This is a genomic window from Erysipelatoclostridium sp. DFI.2.3 (assembly GCF_019132535.1).
Taxonomy (GTDB): Bacteria; Bacillota_I; Bacilli_A; order Erysipelotrichales; family Erysipelotrichaceae; genus Clostridium_AQ; species Clostridium_AQ innocuum.
The window spans coordinates 137,910-155,643 of sequence record NZ_JAHOOJ010000009.1 but is presented as its reverse complement, the minus strand read 5'-3'; the positions used below and the strand labels follow the sequence as shown (position 1 = coordinate 155,643).

At 44.5% G+C, this 17,734-nt stretch carries 9 protein-coding genes; all 9 read left to right on the top strand.

The window, feature by feature from the left end:
• Nucleotides 1–11 precede the first annotated feature (11 nt).
• The 9 genes from KSZ58_RS11165 to nifJ all read left to right on the top strand — a co-directional run bounded on the left by KSZ58_RS11165 (nucleotide 12) and on the right by nifJ (nucleotide 17,691).
• Complete coding sequence (locus KSZ58_RS11165) at nucleotides 12–863, top strand: ATP-binding cassette domain-containing protein (RefSeq protein WP_002608263.1); 852 nt, start codon at nucleotides 12–14, stop codon at nucleotides 861–863.
• 482 nt (nucleotides 864–1,345) lie between these two features.
• The gene (locus KSZ58_RS11160; RefSeq protein WP_224727246.1) at nucleotides 1,346–3,211 is read left to right on the top strand and encodes a hypothetical protein; all 1,866 of its coding nucleotides are present in this window, start codon (nucleotides 1,346–1,348) and stop codon (nucleotides 3,209–3,211) included.
• Between the two features lie 639 nt (nucleotides 3,212–3,850).
• Complete coding sequence (locus tag KSZ58_RS11150) at nucleotides 3,851–4,222, top strand: AAA family ATPase (RefSeq protein ID WP_074747565.1); 372 nt, start codon at nucleotides 3,851–3,853, stop codon at nucleotides 4,220–4,222.
• Nucleotides 4,174–4,833 carry an AAA family ATPase gene (locus KSZ58_RS11145; protein WP_008819150.1) on the top strand — a complete coding sequence of 220 codons (660 nt, stop codon included), beginning with the start codon at nucleotides 4,174–4,176 and terminating at the stop codon, nucleotides 4,831–4,833. Before KSZ58_RS11150 ends, KSZ58_RS11145 begins: the two co-directional genes overlap by 49 nt.
• Nucleotides 4,797–5,282 (top strand): PD-(D/E)XK nuclease domain-containing protein, encoded by a 486-nt coding sequence (locus tag KSZ58_RS11140; protein WP_009269477.1) that lies wholly within the window; start codon nucleotides 4,797–4,799, stop codon nucleotides 5,280–5,282. Before KSZ58_RS11145 ends, KSZ58_RS11140 begins: the two co-directional genes overlap by 37 nt.
• A gap of 338 nt (nucleotides 5,283–5,620) precedes the next feature.
• Nucleotides 5,621–6,427, top strand: a complete 807-nt coding sequence (locus tag KSZ58_RS11135) for a hypothetical protein (RefSeq protein WP_008819148.1) — start codon at nucleotides 5,621–5,623, stop codon at nucleotides 6,425–6,427.
• A gap of 32 nt (nucleotides 6,428–6,459) precedes the next feature.
• Nucleotides 6,460–6,594, top strand: a complete 135-nt coding sequence (locus KSZ58_RS23195) for a hypothetical protein (RefSeq protein ID WP_002608269.1) — start codon at nucleotides 6,460–6,462, stop codon at nucleotides 6,592–6,594.
• Between the two features lie 92 nt (nucleotides 6,595–6,686).
• Nucleotides 6,687–13,976 (top strand): collagen binding domain-containing protein, encoded by a 7,290-nt coding sequence (locus KSZ58_RS11130; protein ID WP_009269476.1) that lies wholly within the window; start codon nucleotides 6,687–6,689, stop codon nucleotides 13,974–13,976.
• Between the two features lie 208 nt (nucleotides 13,977–14,184).
• On the top strand, nucleotides 14,185–17,691 hold the full coding sequence (gene nifJ / locus KSZ58_RS11125; protein WP_002608271.1) for a pyruvate:ferredoxin (flavodoxin) oxidoreductase: 3,507 nt from the start codon (nucleotides 14,185–14,187) through the stop codon (nucleotides 17,689–17,691).
• Nucleotides 17,692–17,734 lie beyond the last annotated feature (43 nt).

Here is a 17,734-nt window from a genome sequence, read left to right as displayed (position 1 = left end):
GGGGGTGCCTCATGTTATCGTTAAATGTTCAAAAGGTGACGAAGAATTATGGGAAAACGGTAGCCGTACGTGATATGAGCTTTGTGCTGCAACCGGGGGTTTATGGTATTATTGGACCGAATGGCGCAGGGAAAAGTACGCTATTACAAATGATTACAACGAATTTAACGCAATATGAAGGTACAATTTCTTATTGTGGAGATGAAATAAAAAAGATGGGCTCTACCTATCGCAATATTCTTGGCTATATGCCGCAAATAACAACGGGATACGGCGATTTTACTGCGAAGCAGTTTTTGTATTATATGGCAGCACTAAAAGGAATAAAGAAAGAGGAAGCGGAACAAAAGATAAAGGCATTAAGCAGTATACTTAACCTTGATACTTATCTGAACCGGAAAATTAAGGCCTACTCCGGAGGGATGAAGCAACGGTTATTTTTCCTGCAGGCGTTATTAAATGATCCAAAGGTACTGGTCCTCGATGAACCGACGGCAGGCTTGGATCCATTGGAGAGAATACGGTTGCGGAATTATATTTCTACGATTGCAAAAGATAAGATAGTTTTAATAGCAACGCATGTTATGCAGGATATTGAGACGATTGCAAAAGAAATTTTATTCATAAAGGAAGGGAATCTGTTATTCGAAGGTAGTATAACGGAGTTGATTGAACGCTTAAAGGGTAGGGTACAGGAAACATTGATTGCTGAAGATGTATGGGAGGAATTTCAGAGAACACATAAAATTACAAGGTCATTGCGTTTGGATACTGTATTTCATGTACGCTATATAGTTGATGAAGTCGGTGAAAGCTCTGTTCTCCCCTCACTTGAAGATGCTTATCTGTATTATATGGGATAATTTTTATGCAGCTTATACGATATGAGATAAGGAAGCTTACATCAAAGCGCAATCTGATCGTTGCCATCCTTCTTCTTCTTTTTGCGACATTCACCTTTCTGTATATGGAACAATTACAGAGCAATGATGTAATGGCGAAATATAAAGATGTTTATTTCAGCATAAATAAACAATTAAATGGCAAAAATCTGCAGGATAAAAAAGCATGGATAGAAAAAAAGCATACATTCTTCACACAAGTGAAGCAATATGAAGAGCAGCTTCATTTAACGGAGGCCTTTCAGGATGATACGGAAGCACAGAAGGCTGATGCAGATTTTCTGTCAGAATATCAAAATTTACTGCAAACGGATATCTATACGGATTTGAATGCTCATTTACAGATATACCAGTATCTCCATACCTATTACAATCGTATAACAGAGTATCAAACATATCTGGATGGTATTCTGAAGAAAACGGATTTTCTCAAAAATAATCCCATGCATATTACGATATCGGATGAAAAGCTACAACAGTTGGAATTCACAAAAAGTACCTATGAAAGGCTTCGTAATACAAGCTTCAGTGACGAAGGCTTCCTTGTTTTTGAACGTTATGTGACAAGCTCTGTCTCTATCATGATTTGTTTTGCCTGGTTATTTATAGCGATTATCGTATTACAGAGTGATGAAAGTGCAGATATGACATCCTTGATAACAACTACGAAATATGGAAGGGTCGCATCACGCTTTTCTAAATGCATTGTTATCTTCATTACAGGTATTTTGCTTACGATCCTAATTGAAGGGGGATATCTGCTTCTCCTGCAGGGATTGTATGGCGGCATAAATTGGGAAGCATCCATTCAAAGCATACCTTCTCTGTATACAAGCGCATTTCAAGGAAATGTAGGTATGTGGTATGGTATAACATTTGCCATAAAAATCATTACAGGATTCACTTTAGCTATGATATTTGCATGTTTGTATCAATGCTTTCAGAAATTCTCTATTCTTTTAATGAGTGCATTGCTGGCCCTCTCTTATCTGCTTTTCCAGACTATTTCAGTCAACTCTATACTGCGTATCTTTCATTACCTCAATTTATATGAAATCAGTAATACACATACGTTTTATCAGGATTATATAGTATTTACATTTCGTTCTATCACAATATCATTAGCTGAACTCCTATGTATATGTATCATCATATGTATGTTACTTTTTACAGCGTTATTCATGTTTTTACATAAAAAGGTCAGGATCCCCAAATGGAATGCTCATTCGATTGCGTTTGTACAGCATACCAGTCTGTTGATACATGAAATTCAAAAAATCATTGTTAATAATAAATTCTTTATCATATGTGTCCTGCTGTGTGTTTATCAGGGGAATTATAGTTATACAATTGCCAGTCAGCGACAGGACTCTGTCATTGAGGATAAGGTGATAGAACTATATAAAGAATATGGCGGTGTACTGAATCCTGTTAAGAAGCGTAAAATTGAAAAACAATATAAGCTGTATGAGGAGCAGGAAACAGAACTGGAAAAGCTAGCTGCAGAGAAAGATAGGGGAATGGCGGCATCGGAAGCAAATTACCAGGCTTTATTAAAAAAGAGTATGGATCAAATAAAAGACAAAGCGGCGTTCAAGATTTTTTATAAGGATTATCAGGATGGTGAGGTACTCGTTTATAAAAAGGGATATCAGGCTATTTTTGCTATGAATACACAAGAGCGGGATATTCAAATGAGTATTCTGCTGATTGCCTCCCTTATATTTGCTTTACATGGAATCTATACATTTGATCAGCAGAAAAAGGAGTATATACTGTATGAGACTACAAAAAAAGGCAGAAGGTCGAGGAATAGAGCTAAATTCATAGTTGTACTATTGGTGTCGGTATTCATGTATTTATTTTACAATCTTAGTGACGCACTTGCATTTCATCAACTATATCCGATGTCTCAATGGGATGCCCCATTACAAGCTGTAGTACCTGATGATTGGAGTATTGCATCTTCATTACCGCTTGAAATTTCATGTTTGCAGTATGCTTGTTTGCTGTATTTCATCCGGTGCTCGGGTGTAGTGCTCAGTGGCTGTATCGTAGCCCTAATATCTAAAAAGTGTGAAAACCCTCTTGTTAGCTGCTTTTTGAGTTTATTTATATTATTGTTTCCAATGATTCTTTATTATAACGGTGCTGATTTTATCTTGTATGTCACTGTCTTTGACTTGGTTCAGGGAAATCTCTTTCTATATCATAATTTCAATTTCATTAAGTATTTGGTGATTATACTATTTCTAGCGGGCTCATCTGTGAGGCGATTTTCATTGATACATTCAAAAAGGAAGCTTTAATATCGAGCAATATTCATCCATATGGATTTCCTGCACAGGCTTGTTTTGTGAAAGGTACATAAAATGCAATAAAAAATTCTTCCTGCAATATCGGCAGAAGGATTTTTTTTCGTATAGAAATTTTATAATAGAAGATTGATTTTCCAGAATGCTTTGGTTAACTGTGGTGTCGAAAAAACTTGATTATCGTGCATTTAAATCCACAATTTATTGATTTTTCGCCATAAAGCGATGAATTCATGCTATGATACAGATATCTAGTGATACATTGAAAAGAGCAAAACTAAAAAGCTTTCGCAGTACGTTGATTTATCCTTTTTCTCAATTCGTATGTCTGAATTATGAAATTAAGGTATAATATATATAGAAGGCGGTGATATTTTGAAAAAAGCCATACCAATAGGAGTTAACGGTTATCAGAAATTACGGGTTGAAGATTATTACACAGTTGATAAAAGCAGGCACTGCCCGCCTGAGGCGTGATGATTGCGGAGTTTCTGGAAAGGAAAACAACTGTTACACTGATTACACGACCAAGACGCTTTCACCGAAATATTGCCGATACCTTTGGTATCCGACAAAAGGCGCGCTAGTAGCGGGGAAGACAATCAATATGAGCAGGCGCTGCCCACCCATGGCGTGCTTTCAGATTTTTTCGATGTTACCAAGAATTCAGCTAGCATTTTTGAAGCTTCAGCAATTATGAAAACAGAGTATGCTTCCTATATAAATACGTATCCAACAATATTTTTATCTTTTGCGGATGCAAAAGAATCTAAGAGGAGGATAGTGAAATCTATAAAGGAGCAATTATTAAATGTTTATGATGAATATGCATGTGTTTTAGAAAAACTCAGTATGTTTGAAAAGCCTAAATTTGATTTGATTTTACGGGGATTATCTGATCTTGAAGACGAAAACTTGGAGCCAGTTGACCATGCAATCAGCTTTTTAATGAAAAAATGTCATCAATATTACAAAAAACGCGTTATGTTGTTTATAGACGAATAGGCGCTGCCCGCCCAAGGCGTGACACACCGTTTATTGAAGCCCATACACAGGGATTTTATAAAGAAGTGAGCGGTGCCTTATCAGCACTCCTGCATACGGCTTTGAAAACAAGTGATGATTTACAATTTGCTATGTTGACAGGCATACAGCGCGTTGCGAAAGAGAATACGCCTAAGGCGGGCAGAGGCCTCTTTTCTGATTTAAATAATCTGCTTGTATGTACAGTAAAGGATAAAGAATATGCAGAATACTTTGGATTTACAAAGAATGAGGTAAAAGACTTGTTAGCATATTATGATTTGAAGTATACGGATGAAGTACGCGCATTATATGACGGTTATAATATGGGAGGCGTAGACATTTTTAATCCCTGGTCCATTATCAATTACGCGGAACGTAAAGTATTGATGCCTTACTGGGTGAATACCAGTTCTAATAAAATGATAAAAGTGGCAATGAAAGATTGTGATGCTTCATTTAAAGAGGGATATGAAGAATTAATAAGGATCGGAACAGTTAGAACACTTGTAAATTTCGAAACATCTTTTTATGAGCTAAAGGAAACAAGCAGTTTATGGGGGCTGTTTGCGCCTCAGGCGGGCAGTGCCTGAATGCCGGATATCTAACCGTACAGGATACGCTTGATTCATTACTCGGAAGATATGAATTAAGAATTCCTAATAAAGAAATCATGAGTGAATTTAGTGCAATCACAGCACATTATCTTCATGTAGATGAGAATAGTATCGATGTTTTAACAGATAAACTCCTTCAAAAAGACTGGAAAGGGTTTTTGCGCGGATATCGTAAAATTCTGATGGATACTATAAGTTATTTTGATTTAATCAATGAGAATTCTTACCAGACGCTTCTATTAGGTCTTCTTATGCGGTTGGGAAATGCTTATGAAATTTCGAGCAATCGGGAGCATGGGGAAGGTAGGTATGATATTTTGTTAAGCAACAAAACCAGTGGAGAACCCTCACTGTTATTTGAATTGAAATATACAAAGGACGAAAATATTGACCTTACAAAATTGGCGAAGCTTGCATGTGATTAAATCATAGACAAGAAATATGATCACGATATGCAAAATGTTATTAAAGTAGGACTTGCGCATCGGGGAAAGCAGGTTGAGATGTACGTTCATGCGTGATATCAATAAAATACAGTATATACATGCATATCCTGTTTACTGAAGTCTTCCTGTGCGGCTTGCAGGAGGATTTTTACATATTAAGGAAATCTTAGGCACTAAAGATAAGAATCAGCAATAAAACATCGTCTATGGAAACTATTCATATCTGAGCACCGCCTGCACAGTTCCAATCTTATCCTTTTTAGCATTTCCCATTTTACATGAAATATGGTAGAATAACCTATACCTGAGGTGATATTATGAAAACTTGGAAAGACTTTCTTTCATTTACCAATATAAGAGAACGCATTGCCAGTCTGCTGATTATGCTGATGCTGCTCAGCATTCTGTACTGCTCGATTTACAGTATGGGAATTTCGGTTGTCAGCCGGGCAGGCAGTATGCTGGTATCCTACCTGTTTCTCTATCTGATCGTTGTTGTGGCTGCCTATGTATATCTGATTGTCATGTTTCAGTTTATCCGTACCAAGCGGGAAGATATACGTACGCTTACGATGAAGGACTATATGTTTCCTCTCATTGGGGTGCAGACCCTGCTGTTTGTCGTAATGGTGGGGAGCAGCTGGCTTTCCTTTCAGCTGATGCTTGCGGATATGAGCAGTATCAATACCATACTGACTCCAATCATGCTTGTGCTGATGATGTTTTATATTCCGGTGCAGGTATTTGCCTGCTTTGCCATTTATGACGGGGCGCGGAATCCGTTTCTCATCATAAAGGATGCCTTTGTTAAGATCATTCGGCATTACCGTTCTTCCTTTTACAGTATGCTGGTCATCTTTTTAATTGCTTTTGCCTATACCTCGTTCATGAATGCCTTTTTCCAATATGGAACCCTGTTTGCTGTAAACAGCGGCGTCGTTGATATCATGACCCGCAGCAATCCATTCATGGATGCGATGGAGCTGGGACTTTCCCTGTTCGATAATATGCAGCTTCTTCCTGCCTTTCTTGTATCTGTTGTCTATGGTGTTGTCATGTGTCTGGTGCTGGTATTCTACTATACCTTTATGGTGTGCATCTACGATGAGGATGTACACGTTTAAGCTTTTTACATACGATAAAGCAGGTGATTGTAATGAATAATGAATATGATATCCCGTTTGTTGTAACACTGCACATGAAGAATACCTATGCTGTACTGCGTGTACATGTAATCAAAATTGAGGGGCAGCCCTATGTGCTGCTGCAGCTGGAACCGTTGATGAATTAACGGTTCTTTTATTTTGTAGAACAATTTCCATGTGGGCTCATATACTAGAATGTATAAGAAATGAATCGCTTATATGAAGAAGGAGGATAAAGATGAGCAAACGCTTATGGAACGCCTTTTACCGCATGCTGCCTGTCAGCCTTCTGGAAACGGCACAGCCGTGCATAGAAAATGCGAGCATGGATATTGTCATAGAAGAGAGGATGCGTGATGGTAGTGCCAGAGACATACGCAGAATGCGTCATGTCAAGGTCTGTCACTCTCAGAACGAATGCTGTTATTATGATGTACCCATCGATCCGGCTACCGGTATTGGAAAAATCACGATTTCCGATATCCAGGCAGTACAGCATGTCATCGTACAGACGGATGAAAGCGGGCAGCAGATGATCAACGGGGATGAGGTGGATATCACCTATCTGGTGGATGAGGAAATTCAGCAGGAGGACTACGCCACAGTGATCTACACGAGTACGACCTCTCACCGCACAGTCCGCATCATCAATCAGCAGCTGGGTGAGACACAGCTGCATGTCGTAAAGAAATTAGTAGATATGAACGGGAACCCGCTGGAATTTCAGAGGGACATGGCATTTACCCTGCATGTCATGCAGAATGGGCAGGAGCAGTGTGTTACCCTGGATGCATCCAATGACTTTCAGGAAACCATCTGTGACCTGCTGCCAGGCTATACTATGGTTGAGGAAAGCGGATGTACAGGGTATCTGACCCGCTGGAGATTCAATGATGAGGGAGAAACCTCGGATGGCCGCTTTGATCTGCTACCGCAGGAAAATGAACTCGTCATGATCAATGAACTGCGTGCAGACACTGTATTGAAAATTGAAAAGTATATTCGTATGGAAAACGGACACCTGTGCAAGCCGGGCTGTGGTGAGGTTTATCAGGTTCGCGTTATCTCTGACAGCGATGATCGTCTGATTGAGCTGAGCGAGGATAATGACTACTGTGCCATGCTTTGCGGACTGCTGCCGGGCTATTACGATATCAATGAGCTGAGTGATCCGATGGAAGCGAATCCGGTTTATATCGTAAATGGCCGTGAGGAGCAGTGCTATGCCAATGTAGAGCTGAATGACTGTGAGCAGGCATCGGTTATGATTATCAATTCACAGCAGAATATGGGACTTTGTGAAGGTATGACCTCACCGCTTCGTATCTGCAAGTTTATTCGCAGCTGTGACGGCAGTGTTTCCAAGCCGTCGAAGGATCTGCAGTTCATGGTCATGGTCAGCGGCTGCGGTATGAATGAAACCTTTAATCTGAATGCCAGCAACAACTTCTGCGTGGATATCGCGAATTTGTGCAATGGGGAATATGTCATTGAGGAAGTGAGCTGTAATACCGATTATACGACAAGCTATGTTATCAACGGGGGAAGAGAGAGTACTAGCGCCTGTATCCGCATCAATGGTGACAATGCCTTCTGTGTGTCCGTCATCAATGAGGAACGCAATGCAGGTACGGTCAGCATCTGCAAATATGTGCGCAATGAATTCGGTGATTTGATTAAGCCGCAGAAGCATCAGTGCTTTCATGTAACCCTCAGCTCCTACTTCTGTAAACGCTGCTTCGAGCTGAATGCGGATAACGACTGGTGCATGTGCTTCGATGATCTGCGCTTCGGCAGCTATGAGGTGCGTGAGGATGCACCGTGTGAGTATGAGGTCAGCTATCAGGTCAACTGCGGACGGGAGTGCCGTCATGCCCGCTTTGTTGTCGATGACTGCTGTGAAAATGAAATCCGCATCATCAACAGTGTTGCGAAGAGCAGCTGCGGTGTTTTGAAAATCTGTAAATTTGAAGAAACACGAAGCGGTGAGCTGGTCAAGCCGGGGCGTGATGAGGAATTTGAAGTCTGTGTGGAAAGTGCCTGCTTCAAGGAAACGTATCTGTTAAAGGCCGGAAACAACTGGTGTGTCATGCTGGAGGGTCTTGCGGCAGGAGAATACCGGATTACCGAGCTGGACAGCTATGATTATGATGTTTCCTATATCGTCAATCAGCAGGATGAATGCGATGCCATCGTGTATATGGATGGGTCCAATCAGGAGGTCAGCATCATCAACCGCCGCCGCAACAGCGGTATGCTGAAGCTGCGTGGTGTTGTTCGCTGCTGCAACGGGGACATGCAGCGTCCATCCAGAGGCATGCTTCTGGATATCCTGGTCGAAGGTAGAGAGTGCAGTGAGCACGTCTGTCTGCGTGCGGAAAACAACTGGTGTGTGATTCTGGATCAGCTGCCGCAGGGACGCTATCGTATTGTGCAGAAGGATAATCTGGGCTATCGCGTCAGCTACGTCATAGACGGCAACGAGGAAAGCTTCGGCAATGTCGAGCTGGGACAGTGCGATGTGGAGGTTCTGATTGTCAATCAGGAAAGCGACTGCACAGGAAGTGTCCGCGTTACCAAGTATATCGAGGATGCGCATGGAGAGCTGTTCATGCCGTGTCCGCAGGATGAATTCCGCTTCCTGTTACAGGGACAGGGCTTCAGCCGCACCTACCGCCTGTGTGCACGCAATGACTTCTGTGTATATTTCGATGATCTGATGGAGGGAAGCTATGAAATCAGTGAGGTCGATGAAAACTGGAATGTCCGCTACCGCGTCAACGGGGAAAGCTGCGAGCGTGCCTGCTTTACACTGGGACGTGATGATGAATATATCGACATCATCAACAGTGAACAGCGGCAGGGCGTTGTAACAATTGAAAAACGCATACGGGATGGAAACCGTATCGTGATGCCGGATGAGGATGCCGTATACCGTGTGCTGCTCAAGGGCAAGAACTGTCATGAGGTATATGAACTGCATGCCGGCAATGATTTCTGCATCTGCCTGAGCAATCTGGCCAACCAGCATTATGAGCTGCGTGAGCTGGGCGGCGGTAAGCATGTATATGACATCAACGGGGAATTGCATGAGAGCTGCTACTTCCTGTTCGAGGGAGAAAGCATGCATGTTACGATCATCAACGAAGAGGAGCGCTGCGGCTGTATGCTGCTGGAGAAGCGTATCGCGGATGCAGACGGTAACCTGGTCATGCCATCCTATGGTGAGTCCTTCTGTGCCATCGTGGAAAGCGATATGTGCACACAGAAAATCGAGCTGAACAGCGAAAATGATTTCTGTGTCCGCCTGTATGATTTGCCGCAGGGACATTATGAGGTACGTGAGGTTCCATGCGAGGGCTATGAGGTCAGCTGGCTGATCAATGATCTGCCGTGTGCGTCTGCCGTCGTGGATGTGTGTGATGAGGATGTCTGCATCACCATGGTAAATACACCGTGTCCAAAGGGCTGCATCCGTGTTGGTGCACTCATGGAGGAGGACGGCGTTCGCCGTGATCTGTGTCCGGGCGAAGAGGTACGTGTGGAAATCGTCAGCGAGCATTGCAAGGAAACACTCTGCCTGAACAGCCGCAATAGCTTCTGCGATGAATTGAAGAATCTGCAGCCGGGCTCTTATACACTGCGTGTGCTTGATGCCGGTGCGGTTCGCTTTGAAATTGAGGAGTGTGTATTCGAGGATGTTGTCTGCATTGAATTAAACGGGGAATGTGTAAGCGTCTGTGCTGTGATCAAGCAGCCGCGCCGCGCCGACATCACCGTTACCAAATGCATGGAAAACGGATTCAAAGAACGCTTTAAGCCGGAACGAAACGACACCTTCCGTATCCAGCTCCTGCATGATAAGGAAAAACAGGAATGTGTTCTGGACAGAAGCAATGACTGGACAGCGACCTTTTGCAGGCAGCCAAACGGCGCCTATGAAATCCGTGAGCTGGGGGATCATGAGGTCCGTTATCAGATCAATGAGGAGTGTCCGAAGGATAGCGGATACTTTGAGGTCAGGGATGAAGCTGTAAACATTACCGTGCTGAATGCAAGCGAGGCTATGGCGAAGCTGCATCTGGAGGCAGTCGTCAAGAATTGTGAGGATGATCTTACAGCGCCGTCAAAGGACATGGTGTTCCATATGCAGGTCAAGGGGAAGCATATGGATAAGACCTTCGTGCTGAATGAGCGCAATCACTGGCATCAGGCGGTGGAGCTTCCGCAGGCGGAATATCAGGTTATTCAGAAGGAGGATCCGCAATTCAAGGAGCTGTATTATCTGGTGGATGATGCACGCGAGTGCGATGGTACAATCGTGTTATGCAGTGATGTGCATGTACAGTCTGTCAATGTAATGAAATGTGCATTGGGAAGCATCACGCTTTCCAAGTACATGCGCGATGCATCCTGCGGCTGTCTGAAGAAACCGCAGCAGGAAGAGGAGTTTGAGGTGGACGTCAGGGGAGAAGCGTTCCATCAGATCATTACGCTGAACTCCTGCAACCGCTGGAAGGAAACGCTGGAGCATCTTCCGATGGGGGTATATGAGCTGCGTGAGCTGAATACAACGCATGATGTCAGCTATATCATCAACGGGGGTAAGGAAGCAGAGAGTGCTGTCATCAATGTGGAAGCGGAGAACGTGGATGTCAAGGTAATCAATGAGGAGAAGCAGCCGCATGAGGGAAGCATTGAGCTGTGCAAGCTCATTCGTGACACTGAGGGGTGTTACCGCTATCCATCCGAGCAGGACAGCTTCTGGGTACGCATCAAGGGAGAAGAGGAAACAAGCAGAGTTCTTCTGAATTACGCAAATCACTTCTATGCCAGCCTGCGCAATTTAAAGGACGGCTGGTATGAAATCATCGAAGAGAGTGGACAGGAGGGTGTTCGCTATGTCGTCAATAATGCGGCACCGCTTGCAAGGGGAATCGTTCATGTCATGCAGAATGCCAATACGGTGAATATCATCAATCCGCAGGGGACAGGAAACACCGGCAGCATCACGTTGAGCAAATATGTAGAGGATGCACAGGGACTGCTGAGCAAGCCGCAATCAGGCAGCTATCGCATCCATGTTTCCTCACCGGGCTATAACGAAATCTTCACATTATCCTCCAGAAACAGCTTTACGGAGACGATTGGACCGTTACCAAGCGCAACCTATGTCATCGATGAGCTGGATCATGAGGATGTCAGCTATATTATCGACGGCGGTTCTCAGGTGGATCGCGCCATTGTGGCAGTGAATGGCACTGCGCATCAGGTACAGGTCATCAATCGGGAGCAGGTAGCGGAAAGCGGCAGCATCACCATGGCCAAATATATCCGTCAGGATGGTATGCTGATGCGCCCGCAAAAGGATGCGTCCTATGTCTTCCTGGTATCCGGGCCTTCCTATAATGAGCTGATTACACTGGATGCCTCCAACCGCTGGATGCGCGTGCTTTCGGATTTGGCAGCAGGGGATTATGTCATCAGCGAAACGACGACGATGGATGCTGTCAGCTTCATCATCAACGGGGGGAATGAAGTGGACCGCGGTATCATCCATGTGGCAGGTACCAGCAATACTGTTCAGATTATCGATACACCGCAGGTATCCGGCAGGGGCAGTATACAGCTGGATAAATATATGCGCCGCAATCAGAATCTGGTGCGTCCGGATGAGGATTTTGTTTCCACCATTCATATCTCACGACCGGGGTACAATGAGGTCTTTACATTGAATCGTGAAAACAACTGGTCGCTGCTGGTAGATGCTCTGGAGGATGGCGTGTACGTCGTGGATGAGGTCGATGACCGCTATGATGTGAGCTACATTGTCAACGGTGCAAGTGAGGTTAACAGCGCTATTGTCAATGTGGAGGGCAATGTCAGTACCGTACAGATCATCAATACGGTGAAGGAAGTCTTCGGCAGTATCCGCATCGAGAAGTTCATGCGGGTAAATGGCAAGCTGGAACAGCCGGCACAGGATTTTGTGACCCGGGTACATGTATCCAAGCCGGGCTACAATGAGGTATTTACCCTGAATGCAGCCAATCACTGGAGCATCCTTGTCAAGGATCTGATGGATGGCTGGTATGTGATCGATGAAGTGGACAGTGATGATCAGGTCACATATATTATCAACGGTGGCAGCGAGGTCGCAAACGGCATCGTGCATGTTGAGAAAAATTCCAATGAGGTGGCAATGATTGATGCAGCTGGGGGAAGCGGGGGCTCCATCACGCTCTCAAAGCTTATCCGCAACGCCAGCGGACAGCTCGTTTTGCCGAATGATACCCAGCGCTTTGTTGTTGCGGTAAGCGGTGCGGGAATGCAGACAAGCGTCGTTCTGCAGAAAAGCAACAGCTGGAAGACCACACTGCGTGATCTGGCAGCGGGAACCTATCAGATTTCTGAACAGAAGCCGGGCGGCTATGAGGTGACGTATATTGTAGATGATGCGCAGGAAAGCTCCACTGCTACGGTGGAGGTCGGCCGTGATGCGCACAATGTCAGCATCATCAACGCCCAGCGCAGCAGCTATGGAAAGCTGGAAATCACAAAATTCATCAAGCAGGCAAACGGTACGCTGATCCGCCCGGCGGATGGCGACCAGTATGTTGTGGAAATCTATAATATGACGACGATGCGCCGTGTGGAATTGAACTTCGGTAATTCCTTCACCTATGTGGTCAACGATCTGCCGAAGGGGACCTACAGCATCCGGGAAATCAATAATGATCAGTTCATCACAACCTATCGGGTAAACGGGGGAGCGGAAACCGATAGTGCTACCATCACCATGGGGGATGCTGTCAGCAATGTTGTGGAGGTTATCAATGAGCTGATTGTCAACCGCAGTACGATTGAAGTATTCAAGTATATGCTGGACGATGACGGCAACTATCTGCCGCCAAGTGCTCCGGACACGTTTAGATTCCGCATTCGCGGGGAAGGAATCGATCAGGTGTATGACCTGAATGTGGATAACAGCTGGCATCAGTCACTGACAACGTATCCAAGCGGTGCCTATGAGGTGCAGGAGCTGGATTCCTCCTATCCGGTACAGTATCTGATCAATTCGCCGGAGCTTGTGGATGAGGCGAAATTTACCGTACTGCCGGGAACAACCGTAGTGGTTGGTATTATCAACCGTACCAGTGGTGTACAGAACGGTTCCATGGAGCTGACCAAGCGGGTTCGCAACGCACAGGGGGAATTGCAGCGTCCGGCGGATTCCCAGTCCTATGTCATGCAGGTGTCCTCCGATTCCTTCAACCGTTTTGTGACGCTGGATAAGGACAATGATTTTACGGCGCTGCTGGAAAATCTGCCGTATGAGACTTATCAGATTCAGGAAACCAGTGGAAATGGAAGCGTCAGCTTTCTTATCAACAATGAAACGGAAACGACACAGGGCATACTGGAAATCATCAGCGATACAAGGAATGAAGTGACAATAATCAATACAGAAACACAGGCGTTTTATCGCAGCAATGCGGCAAATACCGTGAAAATTGTAATTGAATAAGAAGGGGAAAAGACCTTGAAAACAGGTCTTTTCTTTCATTTTGTATACATTTTCTTTCATGTAGTGAAAATAAGCGGTGCAAACTTTTCAATTCCCAAAATAATTACAAAATTCCCTTGAAATCCAACGAAAAATTGCTTAAAAATCCTAGTAAAATCAAAGATAAAGTTTTATAATAGAGAAGTAAGTTATGCAAGGAGGAAAACAAATGACTAAGAAATTTATGTCAATGGACGGTAATACTGCAGCCGCACATTGTGCGTATGCATTTACCGAACTATCTGCGATCTACCCGATCACTCCATCTTCACCAATGGCTGAGGTTGTTGATCAGTGGGCTACACAGGGTCGCAAGAATATTTTTGACAGTGTTGTAAAAGTTGCTGAACTTCAGTCCGAAGGTGGAGCAGCTGGTGCAGTACATGGTGCTTTACAGGCAGGATCTCTGGCTACAACCTTCACGGCTTCCCAGGGTCTGCTGCTGATGATTCCAAACATCTACAAGATGGTTGGTGAGTGTCTGCCAGGCGTTATCCACGTTGCAGCTCGTGCACTTGCTACAAGAGCACTGAACATCTTCGGTGACCATGAAGACATATATGCATGCCGCCAGAGCGGTGTATGTATGCTGGCTTCCCATTCTGTACAGGAAGCTATGGATCTGGCTGGTGTAGCTCATTTGGCTGCAATCAAGGGGTCCGTACCATTCATGCACTTCTTCGATGGATTCCGTACATCTCACGAAATTCAGAAAATCGAAGTTATGGATACAGATGTATTCAAGGAACTGGTTGACAAGGAAGCTCTTGCTAAATTCCGCAAGAACGCTTTAAATCCTCACACAAACCCGGTAACACGCGGTGGTGCTGAGAACGACGACATCTTCTTCCAGGGTGTGGAAGCAAGAAACAAACACTTCGATGCAATTCCTGACATCGTTGCTGACTACATGAAGAAAATCAGTGAAATCACTGGTCGTGAATATGCACCGTTTACTTACTATGGTGCAAGTGATGCAGAACGTGTAATCGTTGCTATGGGTTCTGTAACAGAGGCTGCTAAAGAAACAATTGATGCACTGACTGCTGCCGGAGAAAAGGTTGGTATGATCAAGGTTCACCTGTACCGTCCGTTCTCTGTAAAATACCTGCTGGCTGTACTGCCGGAAACAGTTAAGAAAATTGCTGTACTGGATCGTACAAAGGAAACAGGATCCATGGGAGAGCCTCTGTATCTTGACATCCTGTCTGCACTGAAGGATAAAGACATCGAAATCATCGGTGGACGTTACGGTATGGGGTCCAAGGATACACAGCCTTACCACATCAAAGCTGTCTTTGATGAACTGAAGAAGGATGAAATGAAGAACAGCTTTACCATCGGTATCGTTGATGACGTTACCAACCTGAGCCTGGAAGCAGATTCCAACTTCCACGTTCCAGCTGACTACACTTCTTGCTTATTCTGGGGACTGGGATCAGACGGTACGGTTTCTGCAAACAAATCCACTGTCAAGATCATCGGTGACAATACAGATCAGTATGCACAGGCTTACTTTGCATATGACTCTAAAAAAGCCGGTGGTGTTACCCGTTCTCACCTGCGTTTTGGAAACTCTCCAATCCGTTCCACTTACTATATCGGTAACGCAGACTTCATTTCCTGCTCACTGGATGCTTACATGTTCAAATATGACATGGCGAAAGATATCAAGGAAGGCGGAAGCTTCCTGTTGAATACTACCTTCTCCAAAGAAGAAATCGTTGAGCATATGCCGAACCGTATGAAGGCGCAGCTTGCTAAAAAGCATGCAAAATTCTACATCATCAACGCAACTAAAATCGCTCAGGAAATCGGTATGGGACGTAGAACCAACACGATTCTGCAGTCTGCATTCTTCGCACTGAATGAGCAGATCATGCCATACGATACAGCTGTTGAGCTGATGAAGGCAGCAGCGAAGAAATCCTACTCCAAGAAGGGTGATGCTGTTGTACAGCTGAACTACAAGGCAATCGATGCCGGTAAAGCCGGAATCGAAGAAATTACGGTGGATGCAGCTTGGGCTGATCTTCCATTTGATTCCAGCCGTAAGCTGACTGGTGACGAATATTTCGATAACCATGTTGCAGTAATCAACGGTCTGGAGGGCTATGATATGCCTGTCAGCGCATTCACAGGAGACTTCCTGCTGGATGGCTCTATCCGTAACAACGTAGCATTTGAAGAAAAACGTACCATTGCAGTACAGGTACCTACATGGCACCCGGAAAACTGTATCCAGTGCGGTATCTGTAGCTTTGTATGTCCGCATGCAACAATTCGTCCGTTCCTGTTAACAGAGGAAGAGGTTGCTGCAGCACCTATGGAATTTGAAACAATTACACCAATGGGTAAGGGTGTTGAAAACCTGAAATATCGTATCCAGGTTACTCCTGCAAACTGTGTAGGCTGTGGTCTGTGTGCGGTTGAGTGTCCTGGTAAAGCCGGTAACAAGGCTCTGGAAATGGTTGACATCAACGAAAAGCTTGGTGAAGAACCACTGGCAGATTACCTGTTCAAGCATACAGAATACAAGACTGAATTCTTCCCGGCTGATACCGTTAAGGGATCTCAGTTCATGATGCCTTACTTCGAAGTAAGCGGAGCTTGCCCTGGCTGTGGTGAAACTCCATACTATAAGCTGGTATCTCAGTTGTTCGGTCATGACATGCTGGTTGCGAATGCAACAGGATGCTCTATGATCTACTGTTCTTCCACTCCTTCCACTCCATTCGTAAATGACAGCAATGGTGAGGGTGTTGCATGGGCGAACTCTCTGTTCGAAGACAATGCGGAATTCGGATATGGTATGGCTCTGGCACAGAACTATAAGGAATCAAGAATCCTGAAGACAATGGAAGACAACATGGAAAATGTTGAGCCTGCTCTGAAGGAAGCATTTGCTAAATATCTGGAAGTACACGGTGACCGTGATGCGGAAAGAGAAATCGCTCCGACAATCAAGGAACTGGCTGCTAAATCTGATATCGCTATGGTAAAAGAACTGGCAGACGTTGACCTGGTTTCCAAATCTATCTGGATCGTCGGTGGTGACGGATGGGCTTATGACATCGGTTACGGCGGATTAGACCACGTACTGGCAAACAACCTGAACGTGAATGTTCTGGTTCTGGATACTGAGGTTTACTCCAACACTGGTGGACAGTCCTCCAAATCCAGCCAGGCTGCATCTATCGCCAAGTTCGCTGCAGGTGGTAAGACAACTGCGAAGAAGGACCTGGGACAGATCGCTATGGCATACGGACACGTATATGTAGCTGCAATCTCTATGGGAGCAAATAAAAACCAGACACTGAAAGCACTGAAGGAAGCAGAAAGCTATGATGGACCATCTCTGATCCTGGCTTACTCTCCATGTGCGGAGCACGGTATCAAGGGCGGACTTGCTAACCACCAGAGAACACAGGCAAAAGCTGTTGAGTGCGGATACTTCGATCTGTATCGTTATGACCCAAGAAAAGAAACTCCTCTGACAATCGACTCCAAGGAGCCTGATTACGAGAAGATGCTGGACTTCATGATGACAGAAACTCGTTACAGCCAGCTGCCTAAGGTAAAAGGTGAAACAGCGTACGAAATGTTTGAGAAAACAAAGAAAGACGCTATGAAACGTCATAAGAGATTACTTGCAATCGCAAAAGAAGAAATGTAAGAAATCATAAAAAGGATTGGATACGTCCAGTCCTTTTTTTCAA

Excerpts from the sequence above, each read along its gene's own strand:
- KSZ58_RS11165 (WP_002608263.1), top strand. The coding sequence starts at position 12 with ATGTTATCGTTAAATGTTCAAAAGGTGACGAAGAATTATGGGAAAACG.
- KSZ58_RS11160 (WP_224727246.1), top strand. The coding sequence starts at position 1,346 with ATGCATATTACGATATCGGATGAAAAGCTACAACAGTTGGAATTCACA.
- KSZ58_RS11145 (WP_008819150.1), top strand. The coding sequence starts at position 4,174 with ATGTCATCAATATTACAAAAAACGCGTTATGTTGTTTATAGACGAATA.
- KSZ58_RS11140 (WP_009269477.1), top strand. The coding sequence starts at position 4,797 with ATGGGGGCTGTTTGCGCCTCAGGCGGGCAGTGCCTGAATGCCGGATAT.
- KSZ58_RS11135 (WP_008819148.1), top strand. The coding sequence starts at position 5,621 with ATGAAAACTTGGAAAGACTTTCTTTCATTTACCAATATAAGAGAACGC.
- KSZ58_RS23195 (WP_002608269.1), top strand. The coding sequence starts at position 6,460 with ATGAATAATGAATATGATATCCCGTTTGTTGTAACACTGCACATGAAG.
- KSZ58_RS11130 (WP_009269476.1), top strand. The coding sequence starts at position 6,687 with ATGAGCAAACGCTTATGGAACGCCTTTTACCGCATGCTGCCTGTCAGC.
- nifJ (WP_002608271.1), top strand. The coding sequence starts at position 14,185 with ATGACTAAGAAATTTATGTCAATGGACGGTAATACTGCAGCCGCACAT.